Annotated in this window: 18 protein-coding genes; 7 read left to right on the plus strand and 11 right to left on the minus strand. The window is 34.1% G+C overall.

Annotated elements, in window-relative coordinates; translation table 11 throughout:
* Positions 1–38: 38 nt before the first annotated feature.
* The 7 genes from LNQ81_RS15825 to LNQ81_RS15855 form a co-directional block, all read right to left on the minus strand.
* The gene (locus LNQ81_RS15825; RefSeq protein ID WP_229948410.1) at positions 39–602 is read right to left on the minus strand and encodes a Crp/Fnr family transcriptional regulator; all 564 of its coding nucleotides are present in this window, start codon (positions 600–602) and stop codon (positions 39–41) included.
* Between the two features lie 10 nt (positions 603–612).
* The gene (ribB, locus tag LNQ81_RS15830) at positions 613–1,269 is read right to left on the minus strand and encodes a 3,4-dihydroxy-2-butanone-4-phosphate synthase (protein ID WP_229948412.1); all 657 of its coding nucleotides are present in this window, start codon (positions 1,267–1,269) and stop codon (positions 613–615) included.
* Positions 1,270–1,282: 13 nt separating this feature from the next.
* The gene (locus LNQ81_RS15835; RefSeq protein ID WP_121964632.1) at positions 1,283–1,501 is read right to left on the minus strand and encodes a DUF2798 domain-containing protein; all 219 of its coding nucleotides are present in this window, start codon (positions 1,499–1,501) and stop codon (positions 1,283–1,285) included.
* A 133-nt stretch (positions 1,502–1,634) separates the two neighbouring features.
* Positions 1,635–2,033: a RidA family protein gene (locus LNQ81_RS15840; protein ID WP_229948414.1), complete on the minus strand. Its 399-nt coding sequence runs from the start codon at positions 2,031–2,033 to the stop codon at positions 1,635–1,637.
* 238 nt (positions 2,034–2,271) lie between these two features.
* On the minus strand, positions 2,272–3,066 hold the full coding sequence (locus LNQ81_RS15845) for a helix-turn-helix domain-containing protein (RefSeq protein ID WP_229948416.1): 795 nt from the start codon (positions 3,064–3,066) through the stop codon (positions 2,272–2,274).
* Between the two features lie 347 nt (positions 3,067–3,413).
* The gene (locus LNQ81_RS15850) at positions 3,414–5,198 is read right to left on the minus strand and encodes an ABC transporter ATP-binding protein (protein WP_229948418.1); all 1,785 of its coding nucleotides are present in this window, start codon (positions 5,196–5,198) and stop codon (positions 3,414–3,416) included.
* 216 nt (positions 5,199–5,414) lie between these two features.
* On the minus strand, positions 5,415–6,275 hold the full coding sequence (locus tag LNQ81_RS15855; protein WP_229948419.1) for a GNAT family N-acetyltransferase: 861 nt from the start codon (positions 6,273–6,275) through the stop codon (positions 5,415–5,417).
* A 423-nt stretch (positions 6,276–6,698) separates the two neighbouring features.
* On the opposite strand from LNQ81_RS15855, the gene LNQ81_RS15860 reads away from it, so the two are divergent.
* Together LNQ81_RS15860 and smpB are read left to right on the plus strand one after the other, a co-directional pair.
* The gene (locus tag LNQ81_RS15860) at positions 6,699–7,292 is read left to right on the plus strand and encodes a porin family protein (protein ID WP_229948421.1); all 594 of its coding nucleotides are present in this window, start codon (positions 6,699–6,701) and stop codon (positions 7,290–7,292) included.
* A 93-nt stretch (positions 7,293–7,385) separates the two neighbouring features.
* On the plus strand, positions 7,386–7,838 hold the full coding sequence (smpB, locus tag LNQ81_RS15865; RefSeq protein ID WP_229948423.1) for an SsrA-binding protein SmpB: 453 nt from the start codon (positions 7,386–7,388) through the stop codon (positions 7,836–7,838).
* Between the two features lie 251 nt (positions 7,839–8,089).
* Here smpB and LNQ81_RS15870 read toward each other — a convergent pair whose 3' ends face one another.
* From LNQ81_RS15870 to LNQ81_RS15880, 3 genes are all read right to left on the minus strand, one after another.
* Positions 8,090–8,926, minus strand: coding sequence for an OmpA/MotB family protein (locus LNQ81_RS15870; RefSeq protein ID WP_229948424.1), 837 nt, complete (start codon positions 8,924–8,926; stop codon positions 8,090–8,092).
* Positions 8,927–9,004: 78 nt separating this feature from the next.
* Positions 9,005–10,003, minus strand: a complete 999-nt coding sequence (locus tag LNQ81_RS15875; protein ID WP_229948426.1) for a glycosyltransferase family 2 protein — start codon at positions 10,001–10,003, stop codon at positions 9,005–9,007.
* Positions 10,004–10,152: 149 nt separating this feature from the next.
* Positions 10,153–10,605 carry a type I restriction enzyme HsdR N-terminal domain-containing protein gene (locus tag LNQ81_RS15880; RefSeq protein ID WP_229948427.1) on the minus strand — a complete coding sequence of 151 codons (453 nt, stop codon included), beginning with the start codon at positions 10,603–10,605 and terminating at the stop codon, positions 10,153–10,155.
* Positions 10,606–10,659: 54 nt separating this feature from the next.
* On the opposite strand from LNQ81_RS15880, the gene holA reads away from it, so the two are divergent.
* A complete protein-coding gene (gene holA, locus LNQ81_RS15885; RefSeq protein WP_229948430.1) occupies positions 10,660–11,664 on the plus strand; it encodes a DNA polymerase III subunit delta in 1,005 nt (334 codons plus the stop codon).
* 11 nt (positions 11,665–11,675) lie between these two features.
* Positions 11,676–11,864: a CAL67264 family membrane protein gene (locus LNQ81_RS15890; RefSeq protein WP_121965996.1), complete on the plus strand. Its 189-nt coding sequence runs from the start codon at positions 11,676–11,678 to the stop codon at positions 11,862–11,864.
* Between the two features lie 335 nt (positions 11,865–12,199).
* Here the strand turns inward: LNQ81_RS15890 and acnA are convergent, their stop codons facing one another.
* Positions 12,200–14,926, minus strand: coding sequence for an aconitate hydratase AcnA (acnA, locus tag LNQ81_RS15895; RefSeq protein WP_229948432.1), 2,727 nt, complete (start codon positions 14,924–14,926; stop codon positions 12,200–12,202).
* A 438-nt stretch (positions 14,927–15,364) separates the two neighbouring features.
* On the opposite strand from acnA, the gene LNQ81_RS15900 reads away from it, so the two are divergent.
* The 3 genes from LNQ81_RS15900 to LNQ81_RS15910 are packed head-to-tail and all read left to right on the plus strand — an operon-like array spanning position 15,365 to position 18,092.
* Complete coding sequence (locus tag LNQ81_RS15900; protein WP_229948433.1) at positions 15,365–16,315, plus strand: metallophosphoesterase; 951 nt, start codon at positions 15,365–15,367, stop codon at positions 16,313–16,315.
* Between the two features lie 27 nt (positions 16,316–16,342).
* Positions 16,343–17,668 (plus strand): hypothetical protein, encoded by a 1,326-nt coding sequence (locus tag LNQ81_RS15905; RefSeq protein WP_229948435.1) that lies wholly within the window; start codon positions 16,343–16,345, stop codon positions 17,666–17,668.
* A 10-nt stretch (positions 17,669–17,678) separates the two neighbouring features.
* Complete coding sequence (locus LNQ81_RS15910) at positions 17,679–18,092, plus strand: EamA family transporter (RefSeq protein ID WP_121965988.1); 414 nt, start codon at positions 17,679–17,681, stop codon at positions 18,090–18,092.
* The last annotated feature ends 27 nt before the right edge of the window (positions 18,093–18,119 follow it).

Raw genomic sequence — 18,119 nt, forward strand, 5'->3', positions numbered from 1 at the left:
GCACACACTGTCAAGAGGGGTAAAATAAATAATCCGACTTATTTAGACTTTATTCTACTCAGGGTTTCCTGAGAGATATTAAGGTATGAAGCAACTATCTTGTTAGGTAATCGCTGTACTATTTGGGGATTAAGCTTGAGTAGTTCGTTATATCGTTCTGCTGCATCCATCGTCACCATTGCTTGTAATCTATTTGTATTATTGATGTAAGCGAATTCTAAATACTGTCTATAGAACTTCTCCCACCTAGGAACGAGTTCTAATAGATTGTAAAAATCAGCGTGTGTAATAGAATAAACCTCACTTACTTCTAAGGCTTGTAGATACTCAGACGAAGCCGAACTATTGATAAAACTAACCAAGGCAGTCGCAAATTGATTTTCAAAAGCAAAGAATCTCGTAGCATCCTGCCCTGCCTCATTAATATAAAATATACGCAAACACCCTTTACACACGAAATAAAGCTTCTGTGAGTTAACCCCAGAAGAAGTAAGTTGCTCACCCTTTTGCAATTTCTCATAGCGAAAAAAAGAAAGGATCGTATCTAGCTCCTCGTCACTCGCTTTCACTCTATCTTGTATATATTCAATCAGTTGCTTCATTTATATTTCTTTATTTCTCTGTTACAAAAGTACGGTAATATACTAAATCTGCTATACTTAATACCGTCATTTTATGTTCTTTAGCGAATACTACTACTTCAGGTAGTCTAGCCATCGTACCATCGTCATTCATCAGCTCACATAATACTGCCTGAGGCGGAAGACCCGCTAACTTCATTAAGTCTATCGCTCCTTCTGTGTGTCCATTGCGTTCTAACACGCCACCATTCTTTGCTCTAAGTGGAAATATATGTCCAGGACGAGCTAGATCAGCAGATTTTGCATTCTTATCACTTGCTGCACGCACAGTAGTTAATCTATCTGCCGCAGATAATCCTGTAGTCACTCCCTCAGCTGCCTCAATAGTTACTGTAAATGGCGTTTGAAAGCGCGAACTATTCTCTGTCACCATATACGGCAATTCTAATTCGTCTGCTTTATCATTAGTTAAACACAAGCAAATCACCCCACTACAGTAGCGAATCATCATCGCCATATCTTGTTCTGACATTAGGTGTGCTGAGAAGATAATATCTCCTTCATTCTCTCTGTCTTGATCATCTAATAATAAAACTCCTTTACCGCTTTTAATAAAACTAAGGGCTTGGTTTACTCTTTCTTGACTATCCCAACCAAATTGGTTTAAGACATTTTCTAGTGTACTCATTATATATTTTTTCTTATTTAATTAATCGCTCTGCATATTTGCGCGCTCTTGGAATAATTAGAAATGCTGAGGCATACGCTACTGGCAACATCACACTCCAAGCTTTTAGAAACAAAAAGAACCATCCTTCACCGAAACCATAGTTTCTAACTAATCCTACTATTGCCATAATCAGAGTCATCGGAATGACTACAAACAAAGTATTTACATACTTATAATACTTACTATTCATCTTTTTTACATTTTTTGATAGGACAAAGTTCTACTTCCCTACACCCAAAAACATTGACTTAAGTCAAAAAAGTAATTAGTACTAAAAAAACAAGGTTGTCTTAAGAGGACAACCTTATTTCTTTAAACATTCGTTATTTGGCAGCCCATACTTCGATCTCTATATCTATCCCAGGAAGTCCCAGTGCTGTGATATATCCGATAGTCATTGATGGATCACTCAAATTAAAGATGGTATCCCACACCTTGTAAAAATAATCCCAATCAACCTCTTTGGTTGCCCATACATTCACTTTTATAATATCCTCATCACATAAGCCTTGACTTTCTAATAATGCTGTGATATTGGCAAACGTATTGGTCACCTGCTCGTTAAAAACTGTTGGAATTTTTCCGTTGATATCAGTACCTATTTGCCCTGAGAATGTATAAATGGTAGCCTCTTTAGGTACTATCGTTATATGTGAGTATTTCCCTACAGGACCTGATAATATAGTTGGGTTTAGCCTTGTTACTCGCTGTCCACTTTTCATACTAATTGTATTTTATTAATTACTATGGCAAAACTACTTATAACATTAAGCGTAAAATTGTACAAAACCGACAGTTCTGAATTACTTCTTTAATCCAGAATAAGTGTTAGATATATAAACGAAAAGGAATTATACAAAATAGATCTAAATTAGTGACAAAAGCATACTATAGTATGGTTGAGGAGCTAATGAAAGAACTATTAAGTAGAATGACTTTGTAGTATTTGGCTAACGCTGATTATGGGTTTATCTTAGGAAAATTAGGCAACTGCTCCTCTGTATTAAACAAAAAGCTTCTAGGACTTGTCCCTGTAAATTCTTTAAACTCTCTTATAAAATGAGATTGATCAAAGTAATCACTTTGATAAGTCAGCTCAGTTAGGCTTTTAAAATCAGCTTGACGAAGTAAGTCTAGATTTGACTGAAAGCGAACAATACGAGAGTACACCTTAGGAGCCATCCCTACATACTGCTTGATTAAGCGCTCTAGTGTGCGCTCTGATAGATTCATCTCTAGCTGCACCTCTTTAAGTGTTTGACCACGCTGTAACAGCGAAGTGGCGTAGTTGGCTTTCTCAGCCTTGTGTTTTACCTCTTGTACTAGGTTTAATAAGAACCGAGTTATAATTCCTATCTTCTCTTCTACAGATATAGCATTGACTAATCGTTCAAAGGTAGGCTCTGTCACGATATCCTCTAAAGGGATATTCAGATTATTAAACAGAAAGGCATCTATACCAAACAAGGTCTTCAAAGCTGTGGGTTCTAAGTACGCACCTATAATGCGAAAATTGCTATTTATTGTTTGGTTTGTATAGGTGTTAAACTGCCCATAGATATACAGTTGTGGCATAGCTTGATTATTCCCATCAAAGAATTGGTTCGGTTTATCCTGAAAGATCAAAGCAGGTATCCCATCAGGTATAATCTTAAAGTCCTTAGTCTCTACATTATCAGACATATCTTCCAGTACCCAAAAATATCGGACATACCCTTGTAATGGTTTTATTGGAATTATTTCTTGATAGTGCATCGTTATTATCTTTATCTTATCAAAGATAAAACCTTTACCTAAATATCATATTTTCTTAGGTGATTAAATAAATAAAGCCACTGCAAATGCAATGGCTTTATTTCACAACTAATATTTGTGAGAGTCTAAATCACATAACAAGTCTAGTGTTGGGTAAATCTTGATACAATGAGTTGTGTTTTATTTTATAACAATTAACCGATTAGTTAAAAGGAATTAGTCCTTTCCTTTTTTCTAATACAACAAAGTACCCTCTTTTAAATCTCAAAAACATTGATATAAGTCAAAAAAATAAAGCCACCGCATACGCAGTGGCTCTATTACACAACCTAATATATATGTTTACTTTACTCTTGGTGTAAAGTCTGAGAGATCTTCTCTAAGTTTAAGCTATTAGCCATAGCAGAGAATATCTCATAATATGTACTCTTATTCTCATAAAGTTGTTCGTGCTTACCATTTTCCACTACTTTCCCTTTCTCCATCACCACAATATCATTTGCATCAATAATCTGAGAAATACTATGCGAAACGATAATGACTGTTCTATTCTCTTTAATAGCATCAAGGCTTTTCTTGATTTGCTCTGTGGCAATCGCATCAAGACTTGCTGTTGGTTCATCTAAGAAAATAATAGCAGGGTCTTTTAAGAATAGACGAGCAATAGCGATACGCTGTTGTTGTCCACCTGATAATAGGCGTGCATCAGATTCATACCCTTGTGGCAGATCTGTAATCTGCTCGTGTATATACGCCTTGTTAGCAGCTAACTCCACTTCTTCCATAGTCGCATTAGGATTACCATAACGAATATTCTCAGCGATACTCCCTTGGAAGATATGGTTCTTCTGAAGTACAAGACCAATGTGTTTACGAAGTTCCTTCGTATCGTATTCTATCAAGTCCACTCCATCTAAGAATATCTGTCCTGAAGTCGGAGCGTAAAACTTGTCTAATAGATTAATCACTGTACTTTTACCTGCTCCACTAAGGCCTACTAAAGCAGTAGTCTTATTAGGTTCTATCACCATAGATATATCTTTTAAAGCATTGGTACCATTAGGATAATCAAACGAGACGTTCTTAATCTCTATCTTTCCTTTTATCTCTGTAGGTATGTACGTTCCCGTAATTTCTACTTCGTGCTCTGCTTCTATAATTTCGAAGAAACTCTCTGAGTAGATCATCGCATCATTCACATCGTCATAAATGCGGTGAAGCTGTCTAATAGGCGCTGTAACGTTATTAAAAAGTAAAACATGAAACATAATGGCTCCTACGGTCATCTCTCCTTTTAAGACAAAGTAAGCTGTCATTAGAATAATCACAACTAGACCAAACTGTTCGATAAAACCTTTAATAGCATCAAACAAGAAGCTAGTACGTCTAGTCTGTAATTGATTCTCTGTCATGTCATATTGTATCTCCTCGTGCTTCTCAGCCTCTAAAGGTTCTCTAACGAAAGACTTAATCACTGTTATTGAGTTGATCAAAGAGATAATACCATTGTTCTTATTCTCTCTATAGCTGCGCATCTTTCTTCTAAACCCTTTTAATTTGGTTGCTTGAAGTTGACTCACGTAGAAGTACAAAGGGATCATCGCAGTACTTACCATTCCTACATAGATATTAGCTGTATAGATAAAAATAAGTGCTACAATAGCATTAGCAAACAAAGGCAAAATATCAATAAAGAAGTTTTGTATCAACCTTGTAATACTTCCTACTCCTTGATCTACGCGAGTCTGTAACTTCCCACTGTCATTCTCGTCAGAGGTATAAAACGCCATACGATAAGTCAACATCCTAGTTACGATTAACTGTGATATATCTCTAGAGACATAGATACGCAATTTCTCCCCAAAGAACTTCTGTCCAAACTGTATAAAGGCATTCACTATCTCCTTTACGATCAGTACCACACTACTAAATAGTAGCATCTTATACCCCCATGCCAAATCCTTTACCCCACTGACTACATCATTTAGGGTATCGACCATATGGCGAATAATTAAGGCATTTACCTGTACTGCAAAAGAACCTATTGCGGTTAGAACTAGCGTCCCTACTATCAGCTTCTTATAAGGCATCACAAAAGGCTTAATCTGTCTAAGTATCTTTATTAAATTCATAGTGCAAAGATAAGAACTGTTCTAAATAGAAAGTATTGATATAGGTCAAAAAAAGTAGAGGAGATTTATTTATACACGGTTACTACGCTACGCAAAGTCAGGAGACCTTGCGTAGCCCTATTAAGTTTATTCTATCACTTCTCTAACTATACTGTTTACTAATCTTCTCTTCAAGATGTATACACCCCAAATATAAACAGAACAAAGACATCCATTTTACCCTTTACTAATCACCTCATACATCATTAGTACACCAGGCACCTGTATCTCTTCTTTTCTATACTCCTCTAGGCTAAAGTACCTCACATCACCTATCTCACTAGTAGCTTTAATTGCCTCACCGTTTAGCTGATAGATATAGCAGTCCTGTTGCATCATGATATTGAGCTTCTCCCCATATGCAGGCGCAGTGATATGACATAAATAAGCTAGTCGATTAGGGTCTAATGATACGCTCAGCTCTTCTTCTACCTCTCTAATCAACGCTGCCTGACTATCCTCCCCCTTATCTATCTTACCACCAGGTAGATACCACGCCTTCTTATTATTACTATAAGCCAGTAGCAGTTTACCCTTATCTACAATCACAAGACCTGCTGTATCTAGATTTTTCCAATTCTGTTCTACTACAGTTAGATGATATATATTCATCATACGTCCAGGCACATTTGTCAAAATTTGCTTGATAAGCTCCCCACCCATCTTCTCGTAGAACAAATTAGCATTAGGCTCAGCATATACCTCTATATATTTGTATCCTTTCTCTTTGGCCTTCACTTTTATAGCAGAAATGATAATACTCCCATATCCCTTATTAATATATTCAGGTAAGAGCCAGAAGTGTTCTAAACGCACATAAGCCCTTTTATCTCGAAGTTCAAAGAATCCAATATACTCATTGTCTAAAAAGCACTTTACTAATTCCCCATTTCTAAAGTTGATAGCTGTGATGGTTAAGTCATCCGTCCACTTTAAGAGATACTCCTCACTGTATCCCCAATATTTTTTAGAGATTAAAGCTGTATCGGTTAGTAATTGACTATCTATTATCGTTGCGTTTTGATATGTAATACTCATAATATATGGCTTATTATAGAAACCAAATGTAGCATTCTAGATGGTAGAAACAAGTTTTCAGATGACTATAATTTGAAATCACTTTAAGACATACTATGATTAAATACTAAAAACCAATTAGTTACTATTACAAAAAAATATAAGAATCAATCTAAATAAAGTGCTATAGTAAGGTTATTATTTTCCAGACAAAAGTGCATCTTAACCACTCTAACATCTTAATAAGCTACACAATACTATCAACAATATACTAGATAAAACGAATAAACGTTTTAATATAAAAACAGAGTCAAGTCAGTTTATCATAAAAAAACAGCTGTTTGTCTATAAATAATATAAATCTGTCAATAAGTAGCTTGAAAAAGAAGTCTAACTTAAGAATTTATTTAACTTTGTCTAAACAATAATAAAAATATTACTAAAATGAAACACATAGTAAAATTACTTGCTTCTTTTGCTCTTATGTTTGTAGGAGTTTCTACTTATGCACAGTCTCCTTCACCATTTCACGTGGGTATCAAGGCCGGTGCTAACTTCACTAATATCTCTTCAGATATAAAGGACTATAGTAGTAAGACTGCTACTGGATATGGTATCGGTGCAATGGCTAGATTAGACATCAAAAAAACATACCTTCAAGCAGAGCTTTTCTTCTCTGAAAAAAACTCTAAATTCGAAGGAGAACAAGGTACAATTGATGCAAAAATGAAACAAATCGAAATACCTGTAGTAATTGGTCATAAATTTGTAAAACTTCCTATGTTTAGCCTTAGAGGTTTTGCTGGTGCAGTTTATACAAATACTTTCGATGACAAATTCACAGGTAAAAGAATAAATGACGCTGTGACATTTGAAAACTTTGATAAGAATAATATTGGATACCGCTTAGGTGCTGGTGTAGATATTCTTAAATTCACTGTTGACGTTTCTTATGATGGCGCTTTTAGCAAAACAAATAAAGAGTTAGGTACTAAACCGAACACTTGGATGGTATCTGTAGGGTACTTCTTCCTATAGTAGGTTAGATATAATTTGAGAGTTGTACGCAAGTGCAACTCTTTTTTTATCTAATAATGTTAGATACACTTTAAAATTTGTTATTTTTGTCGAATGCAAAAGACAATAAACATAGTAAACAAGAGGGCTAAGTTCGAATATGAAATACTAGACAGATATACTGCTGGTATTGTATTGACAGGAACTGAGATAAAGTCTATACGTTTAGGTAAAGCTAATATCGCTGAAAGCTTTTGTGAATTTCAAGGTCACGAATTATTTGTTATCAATAGTCAAATAGAAGAATATGCGCATAGTAAACACTTTAATCACAAAGCGAAAACAGAGCGAAAACTTCTTTTAAACAAGAAAGAATTAAAATCTCTACTTAAGAGTGTACAGAATAAAGGTTTAACCATTATTCCTCTTAGATTATTCTTAAATGATAAAGGTAGAGCTAAACTAGACATTGCTCTATGTCGTGGTAAAAAGGATTATGACAAAAGAGATACGATCAAAGACCGCGATAACAAACGCGACCTAGATAGAATTAAGAAAGCATTTTAATGATACCCTTTATATAAAAAGCATCCCCTAGGGATGCTTTTTTTGTTTAGTTTCACACTTACACGATAAAATACTATAAAACCATTACTATCCCACTAACAGATAGAATTATTAGCCTATCCTCTCCTAAAACCATCTTATTCTAAGCACTTTTTAGGGATACACCACATCTCGAAAATCCTTCTCACTCTTACAAAAAAAAAGAGGCTATCTAATGAAAGACAGCCTCTTCTAAAAATATTAATTAATGACTATTGCTTAGTCATGCTTTTCATTTCTTTCTCGATCATATCATAGAATTGATCGATTTTAGGAAGTAACAAGATTCTTGTTCTTCTGTTTCTTGCTTTGTTCTCTGGAGTATCGTTCTCTACTAAAGGTACATATTCACCACGTCCAGAAGCTACTAATTGTCCAGGGTTCAATTGGAAATCATTTTGTAAAACCTGTACAATAGATACTGCACGTTTAACACTTAAATCCCAGTTATCTCTCATCATAGCGTTCTTAATAGACACATTATCAGTGTGACCTTCTACCATAACTTCAAAGTCTGGTTTGCTCTTAGCGATAGCAGCTACTTTAGCCAATACACGTTTTGCATCAGGGCTTACTTCATATCCAGCTGTTTTAAATAATAATTTATCAGCAATAGAGATATAAACTACTCCTTTTTCTACGTTAACTTGGATATCTGGATCATCAAAACCAACTTCTTTCTTCACACTTCTTACTAAAGCTAAAGTAACAGAGTCTTTTTTAGTAATAGCATCTTGAAGACGAGTGATCTTAAGATCTTTCTCTTTCATACTCTCCAAAGTTTTCTCTAAGTTCTCAGCTCCTTTAGAAGATAACATAGTCATATTACCCATATTACTAAGTAAATCAGAGTTGTTCTTTTTTAAGTGCTCTATTTCACTAGAGAAAGCATTTCTCTCAGCTAAAGCAGAGTTCAATTTTATTGTACAAGTGTTTAATAAGTCTTGAGTCTCTTTATTTTTAGTCTCTAAGTCCGCTATCTTCTGTTTTGTTCCACAAGATCCAAGAGTTAGAGCTAATACAGATAATCCTAAAACTACTTTTTTCATAATTAAAAATGATTGAATTGTTTTGTCAAATATATCAATTAGTACGCAATATAAGAAATAATTAGCGAACTATTAAGATTAGAATACTCTAATATATGTCTTTTGTTTCTGAATATAATATAATTTCACTATAGATTTAGTGCGATAATAATTACTTACTGGCGTAATTGATACTTTTCTTTTGAACTTAGAAATTCTCTTATAAAAAGCAAAGTGTGAACGTATAATCGCAAAGCAGTGTTTTGGCTGTAACATTAGCATATACCGCACTCCTGCTACACCATCTAGACACAGTCTGATGAAGATAGTAGAGAATTTAGACTCCTTTGGCAAGTTCTTATACAGCGTCAATAAAGAGTTGCGAAAGTTTAGATATGTTTTCTTAGGACTTTGGTACTGTAAAGTCGCTCCACCTACGTGATATACTTTAGAAAAACCAGTATATTTTATCTTATAACCATTATTATGCGCTCTCCAACATAAATCTATCTCTTCTTGATGAGCAAAGTAATCTTCGTCAAGACCTCCTAAAATTTGATACACTTCATTGCGGATAAAAAAGCAAGCACCAGAAGCCCAAAAGATATCAATGATATCATCATATTGACCTAAATCTTCTTCAATAGTATCAAAGATACGTCCCCTACAGAATGGAAATCCATAAGAATCTATAAACCCACCTGCTGCACCAGCGTATTCAAAATGTGTCTTTTGTTTGTAGTCTAATATTTTGGGTTGTATAATTGCTACTTTTGGCTGAGTGTCAAAAATATCCTCTACAGAATCAAGCCAATTTTCTGTTACCTCTATATCAGAATTTAACAATACCAAATAGGGCTCTTTAATATCTTTTAATCCTTCGTTATATCCTTTTGCAAATCCATAATTATCATTGTTTTGGATAATTTTAATCTCAGGAAATTCATTGTATAGTACCTCTATAGATTGGTCAGTAGAAGCATTGTCTATAACATATATATTTGCTTTATCTGAGTACTGTAATACTGAAGGAAGAAATTGTCTTAATAACTGCTCCCCATTCCAGTTTAAAATAGCTACGGCAAATTTCTTAGTCATTTTTTTCTATTTTTTATTCTTGTTGGGGCGAATTGCAATTCGTCCTTACTAATTGTCCTCTTAAAGAGAAATACTCTTTCACTACTATTCCCATCCTTTGGAGGGGTGCCCGATAGGGCTGGGTGGTTGTCCATCACATCCTCATACCATCACTTAAAAGCCTCATATTTTGGAAGTTCTCTTAAGAATATATATTTACTCTGATCATAATCCATTTGACAATAATAGTGATTTAACCCATTGGTTACATAGAGATACGTAGATCTCAGTTGAAAATTATAACGAGCGATTTGGTCAAATGTTGTTTGTGTGATTGGTATTTCGGGTGCTTTACACTCAATAAGGATGAATATTTCGCCATTAGGTTTAAACACCACCACGTCATATCTCTTAGTCATTCCGTTAATTCTCACTACTTTCTCTACACTAATTAGCGATAGAGGGTACCCCTTAGTCTGTATTAGATCAAGTACCACATGTTGTCTTACCCATTCTTCAGGAGTTAATTGAATAAACTTTTTACGTATAACATCAAAAATAGATAGCTTATTTTCACTATTTTTGAAACGAAAATCAAACGGAGGGAAATTAAGTCTTTGCATAAAGCAAAGATATTTTTTTTCTACTGGTATTGAACAATAATTAAAACTTATATTTTGGATCAAGTAAAGGACATAATTAAAGATATAAAGGCGGGAAATGCTGCTCCAATATATTTTTTAATGGGGGAAGAACCGTATTATATTGATAAAATCTCTGAGTATATAGAAGACAATGTGCTGACAGAAGAAGAGAAGGGGTTTAATCAAATGGTGTTATATGGACGTGATGTCACGATTCAAGATATCGTATCTAATGCCAAACGCTTTCCTTTAATGGCTGAGAAGCAAGTCGTAATCGTTAAGGAAGCACAAGAACTTGCTCGCACTATAGATCAAATCGAGTCTTACGCTAATCAAGTACAGCCATCTACGGTACTTGTATTTTGCTATAAATACAAAGTTTTAGACAAAAGAAAGAAAGTATATAGGGCAATTGAGAAAGTTGGTATCATATTTGAGAGTAAGAAACTGAGGGAGTACCAGATAGATGCTTGGATTAAAAAGTTGCTTACTGCTAAAGGGTATGCTATCGATCCAAAAGCCTCAGCTATGTTAGTCGAATTCTTAGGAACTGATCTCTCTAAGATTGCTAACGAACTAGATAAGTTGGCGATTGTCATCCCAAAAGGAGTGCAAATCACAGCAGATGTAGTAGAAAAGAACATTGGAATCAGCAAAGATTTTAATAATTTTGAATTGATTAAAGCAATTGTAGAACGCCATCAGCTAAAAGCATATAAGATAGCTAACTACTTCGCTCAGAACCCTAAGAATAATCCTATCATACTGACTATGGGACTTGTTTATTCTTATTTCTCTAAACTACTATTATATCACGGGTTGAAGGACAAATCTCCTTCTAACGTAATGAAACAATTAAAAGTAAGTCAATACGCAGTAAAAGATTACGAAACAGGGTTTAGAATCTATAAGATGAAACAAGTGAGTGCTATTATCGCACATCTTAAAGATGTAGACCTTAAAAGTAAAGGAGTCGGAGCACAAGCAATGCCTCAAAGCGAACTACTCAAAGATATGTTAATCGGAATATTTAATTAAAATAAATAATAATGGCAAACAATTTAAATAAAAATAAGATTCTAGGATATGCTACGTTGATTATGATTATGATGGGTATCTTATTAATCTGTCTTGGCGCATTCAAATATTCTGAAATAGCCGGATGGGGATTTACAGCCGTAGGAATTGGTTTCTTAGCTATAGCTTGGGTGTTTAACGCCCTGAAAGGAAGAGTATAAGTTTACAAAAGTGAGAGGGCGTCTATTTAGACGCCCTCTCACTCTTTAATTAACCACTTACATTTAGAAAGCAGAAGCTTTATAATCTTGATAAGTAAAACAATTTAACTCATATTATACTGATTTTGGGTTTAAAGTAATAAGCTATCCTTTCCAAATAATTCAAATAAAAAAAGCTACCTAGCATTACCACTAGATAGCTTTCATTATTTATACTTAGCCGTAGTCTCTAATTTTTAATTTAACCTATTTGTTTTTTTGTGGTCTTTGTTAAGCTAAATTTCCTTTCAAAGAATCAAAATCACACCATCACAAAAAAAAACAATAACTCCTTATTATTTAAGGTAGTCTCTCAATACATACTGAAGAATCCCTTCATTTTTATAATATTCTATTTCAATTAGAGAATCAAAACGTGCGATAACTTGGAAGCTAAGCTCTTTCCCCTCTTCTGTTACTGCTATTACATCTAACAGTTTGTGTGGTTTTAAGTCTGTTTCTATTCCGACAATAGTGAAAGTTTCTCTTCCTGTTAATCCTAGTGATTCTGCTGTTTGTCCTTCTTTAAACTGAAGTGGCGCTATTCCCATACCGATAAGATTACTTCTGTGGATACGTTCGAAGCTCTCTGCTATAACTGCTTTCACTCCTAATAAATAAGTTCCTTTAGCTGCCCAGTCTCTTGATGATCCACTACCATACTCTTTTCCTGCTAATACGATTAAAGGCGTTTTGTCCTCTTGATACTTCATCGCAGTATCAAATACAGATAGAGATTCATTCGTTGGTAGATACGTACTATATCCTCCCTCACGTTGAGCTACTTTATTCTTAATTCTCACATTGGCAAAAGTACCACGCATCATCACTTCGTGATTACCACGTCTAGAACCATATGAGTTGAAGTCCTTAGGATCTACTCCTTGAGAAAGTAAGTATTTACCCGCAGCAGAACTTTCATTAAATGCTCCTGCTGGTGAGATGTGATCTGTAGTGACAGAATCTCCTAGATATAGTAATACTCTCGCCTGATGAATATCTGCCATCGCTTTAGGCACAGCAGGCAAATCTTCAAAGAACGGTGCTTGTCTAATATAAGTTGATTTGGTATCCCAATCAAACTTCTGTCCTGTTGGCGCTTGCAAGTCTTTCCAGTCTTTCTCTCCTTCAAAGATGACACTATACACACTCTCAAAGTCTTCTTGTTTTAAAGACTCATTCATCACTGCTCTAATTTCTCCATGTGTAGGCCATATATCTTTAAGATATACAGGTTGTCCATTAGGATCATAGTCTAGTGGATCGTTAATCAAGTCAATATCCACACGTCCTACTAGCGCATACGCCACTACTAACATTGGCGACATTAAGAAGTTCATCTTTACTTGTGGGTGTACCCTCGCTTCGAAGTTTCTATTTCCTGATAATACAGAAGCTACTACTAAATCTCCTTTGGTAACTGCCTCAGCTATTGGTGGAGGAAGTGGTCCACTATTACCAATACAAGAAGTACAACCATATCCTACAGTGTGAAATCTCAATGCTTCTAAGTCTTCTGATAATCCTGAGCGCTCTAGATATTGGGTAACTACTTTTGACCCTGGTGCTAAACTAGTTTTTACCCAAGATTTGGTTCTCAGTCCTTTTTCAATCGCCTTACGAGCTACAAGCCCTGCTCCTATCATTACTTCAGGGTTAGAAGTATTGGTGCAACTTGTTATTGCAGCGATAACGATACTTCCATCACCTATCACATATTCTTTGTTTTTTTGTTTAATACGCACTGAACGCAAACTGTCTTTTACGACTTCCGTAGTAGGATGAGTAGATTTATTCTCTTCATAAGAGAACTCTGTCCCAGATCCTCCTTCAGATAGCCAAGCGTGCTCTCTACGCTCTTTGGTCTCCATATAAGTACGATTATACTCTTCTTCTAATAAGACAGAGAAAGACTTCCCTAAGTCTTTAGCAAGTATCTTGTCTTGTGGTCGCTTAGGTCCAGAAACAGTAGGTTCTAAGGTATTCAAATCAAGTTCTACCACAGCAGTATAATCTATTACCTCCTTACCTGTTCTCCACAGCATATTATTTTTACAATATTCTTCTACTAGCGTGATCTGTTCTTCACTTCTATTCGTCGTACGCATATAATCTAAAGTGCGATTATCAATAGGGAAATAGGCTACAGTACATCCAAACTCAGGTGACATATTAGAGATAGTCGCTCTATCGGTCACAGATAAATTATCTAGGCCCTCTCCAAATACTTCTACAAACTTACCGACAACACCTTGTTTTCTCAATATTTTAGTAATCGAAAGCACCATATCTGTTGCTGTAGCTCCTTGTGGAATCTTACCTGTAAGTTTAAGTCCTATTACTTCAGGACAGGTAAAATAAATCGGCTGACCTAGCATCGCTGCCTCAGCTTCTATCCCTCCTACTCCCCAAGCGATAACACCGATACCATTAACCATAGGCGTATGAGAGTCTGTTCCTACTAACGTATCAGGAAAAGCCCATCCATCACGCTCAATCACTCCCTTGGCTAAATATTCTAAATTAACCTGATGGCATATCCCCATACCAGGAGGAACTACAGTAAAGTTAGTTAGTTCTTGTTGTGCCCATTTTAGCAACTCATAGCGTTCTGAGTTACGTTCATATTCTTTCTCTACATTACTCTGATATGCATAATCTGTACCATAATAATCTACTTGTACAGAGTGGTCTATCACTAGATCTACCGGGATAGCAGGGTTTATCTTATTGCCATCTTTACCTTGCTTAATAAACTCGTCACGAAGTGAAGCGATATCTACCACAGCTGGTACTCCAGTAAAGTCTTGCATCAGAACTCTAGCTGGCTTAAATGGTATATCCTTATCTGTGCCTTTAGGATCCCAATTTACCAAGGTGTCGAGGTGCTCATCTGTAATCACATATCCATCGTGATTACGCAAGACATTTTCTAATAGAATACGAATAGAGAAAGGCAATCTATCGATATTAGCACCTTTCTTTTGCAACTCTGTCAGGGATGCAAATTTGTACTTTGTCATATTAATTTATTTAAGTTGTTAGTTGATTCTATTAAATTAATAAATTTTTCTTTTTCTTTTTTACTTTTAACTTTAAATTACATTCTAGCAATCATTTATATAAATAACATCTATAGATCTTAACAATCCATTAAAGAAGAATACGCAATACATTTATCATCTAACTAGAACATCTTGAACTTTATATCAAAGCTCACTTGATTATTCTTTAGATATACTATCAATCTATAATATATGACAAATATTGTCATAAACAATTATTTAATTACAAAAAATTCAACATAAGCAACCATATAAAAAAATAACACCTAATATCCTTAATAAAAAAACCATTTAACACTTAATACTGTAAATATTATTAATTATGTTTTTAATATCATTTTAAAAAAAAATAACAGCATTTTATTTGTATATTTAGTAGCACAAACAAGCAATAAAATGAAAGCAATTGACCGTAATTTCGTGAATTTTGATATAATAGGAGATATTCATGGACATAGTAATGATTTAAAAAATTTACTATCTGCTTTAGGATATACAAATAAGAAAGGATTTTACCAACACCCTGAACGTAAAGTATTATTTATCGGTGATTATATCGACAGGGGTATTAATATAATAGAAGTACTCGATATCGTAAAAAAAATGGTAGATAATGGAGAAGCTATTGCCTTAATGGGAAACCATGAGTACAATGCCATTTGCTACAATACAGTAAATTCAAATGGAGATTACTTAAGAGAACACAATCCTAAGAACTTCAATCAACATGCCGTAACAATGGCTGCCTTTATGCAAGTACCAAATATGTATAAAATGTACATTGAATGGTTCAAAATGCTTCCTCTATTCTACGAAAATAATCATTTTAGAGCAGTACACGCATGCTGGGATAATGAACAAATAACATATTTAAAAAATAGATTAGACGAGAATAACTGTTTATCGAATTCCCTTTTTGAAGAAGCAAATACTGAAGGAACTCAATTAAATATAGCTATAGAAACAGTATTAAAAGGAAAAGAAGCAAAATTACCAAATGGGGTTACATTTATTGACAAAGACCGTATATTACGTACTGAATTTAGAACCAAATGGTGGGAAGATCCTGCTACAATGACTTATAACTCTATAAGTGTACATCCTATACATGAGCTTCCAGAAATCCCTTTTGAATTTGAATGTAGTAATTTTTATACAGAAATTGAAAAACCTGTGTTTTTTGGTCATTACTGGATGGAACAAAAAGCAAATACTAGACCACATATCTTAAAAGAAAATGTATGTTGTGTTGACTTTAGTGTAGCTAAAGGAGACGGTATACTAGTTAGTTATAGATATAGTGGAGAGGATAAATTAAACTCAAAACAATTAGTCTTTGTAAAATAAAATAACCTTTTTTCCCTAATTATTTTTATGATTAAGTATTTAAAACTTTTTCTAAAAGGAAAAACCACAAAACAAGAAGACATTAAGCCTCTAGACTTTGTGACATTACAGAATTGTGATAATGCAGCTTTTATACTAGATAATCATATCATAAGTAAAAATAAAATCTCTTATTACAATTGTAATCAAGATATAGATGATATACAAGTTCTCTATTTTACTTGTATAAATAATAAACCTTTGCTTTTTATTGCAGGCAAATACAATAGTCATATACCTACATCATCAGTTAATTTCTTGCCTACATTCACCTATTTAGCAGAGAAGCTAAACTTTAATCCTGTTGTACTAACTATTTTTGAAGAAACATTTAGTTGTGAAAGAAATATGTTTATTTGGGCCAGAAAGAATCCTAGCAATTTTCACCTATTAAAAGAGAATGAACATATAGATAATATTCTTGAAGGTTATGAATTACAAAATGAAGAAAAGACATTTATCTCATGGGAAACACCTTATGAAGAGATTATTGCACTAAAAGAGGTTACAATCTGTAAACATGACAATGCTGAGGATTTATTAAAATATTGTTTTACAATCCCTGTCAGAATTGGTAATTTAATATTAAATGACTTTGGGTTCTATGATTGTGAACGCAAAAATATTCCTGTACATAATTATTTCTCTTACTGCGAGTATGATAAATCAATAAGTAAACCCTATTCTTTTCTAAAAGAGGCTCTCCTAAAAAATGATAGTCTAATGAAATCTTCTATCCAAACAGAAGAAGATAAATCTATTATATATAGCACTAAAATTAGAACAAAGAGTTTAGAGTTTTATTTTTCCAACGCATATCCTACAGATTTAGATGCTGCCAATAACCGTGTCTTTTTTTTAATTACAAACTTAAAAGAATATTTAGAAACTGTAATTTATCCTGAATATATTGTCAAACTCTCCATTTCTAACTGTACTACGCTATCCGGAGATATATTTGTAGATATGGAGTGCTATAAAGAAACTCCTAATATATATAGGATCCCTACTTTTATACAAGAAATATCTCAAAACAAACCATTTATTTGGATTGACAATAATAATCTCGAGGTAGGCTTTGCAGACAGTAAATACACACATATTCTCTTATTAGCAGATGTCGATTATATCTACATTCAGACAATAGAACTAGATAATAATAAAATAGAATCTCGACTAAGCGTCAAGACAAAACAATTGGATCTTATGATACCTATGTTTATATCAAATACAGTAGATTTGCGTATGTTTGAAGAGCAAATAAAAGAAGACATACCTTTACTTCTAAAAACCTCTTTAGACGATTATATATAATATTTTTAAAATGTGGAAATACTATGCTTTACTATCTGCCATATTCGCTGCGATGACAGCGATATTATCTAAGGTCGGTGTCAAGGGAATCAACGGTAACCTTGCTACAGCCATCAGGACAAGTGTTGTCTTAATGCTAGCTTGGGGTATAGTATTAGCCAATAATGATCTTAAAACAATCAAAGAATTAAGCAAGTACAATCTGATCTTTCTAATCGCGTCAGGTGTAGCAACAGGCTTATCGTGGATATTCTACTTTAAAGCACTAGAGACAGGCCCTGTATCTAAAGTTGCCCCAATAGACAAATTAAGTATCGTATTTGTGCTGATTATTTCTTTTGTATTTCTAAAAGAGCCTATGGATATGAAGACTATACTAGGCGGATGCTTAATCGTAGGAGGAACATTAGTACTTATTCTATAGTACTATGTTCCTCTTATTTTATTTTAA

Source organism: Myroides oncorhynchi, assembly GCF_020905415.1.
Taxonomy (GTDB): domain Bacteria; phylum Bacteroidota; class Bacteroidia; order Flavobacteriales; family Flavobacteriaceae; genus Flavobacterium; species Flavobacterium oncorhynchi_A.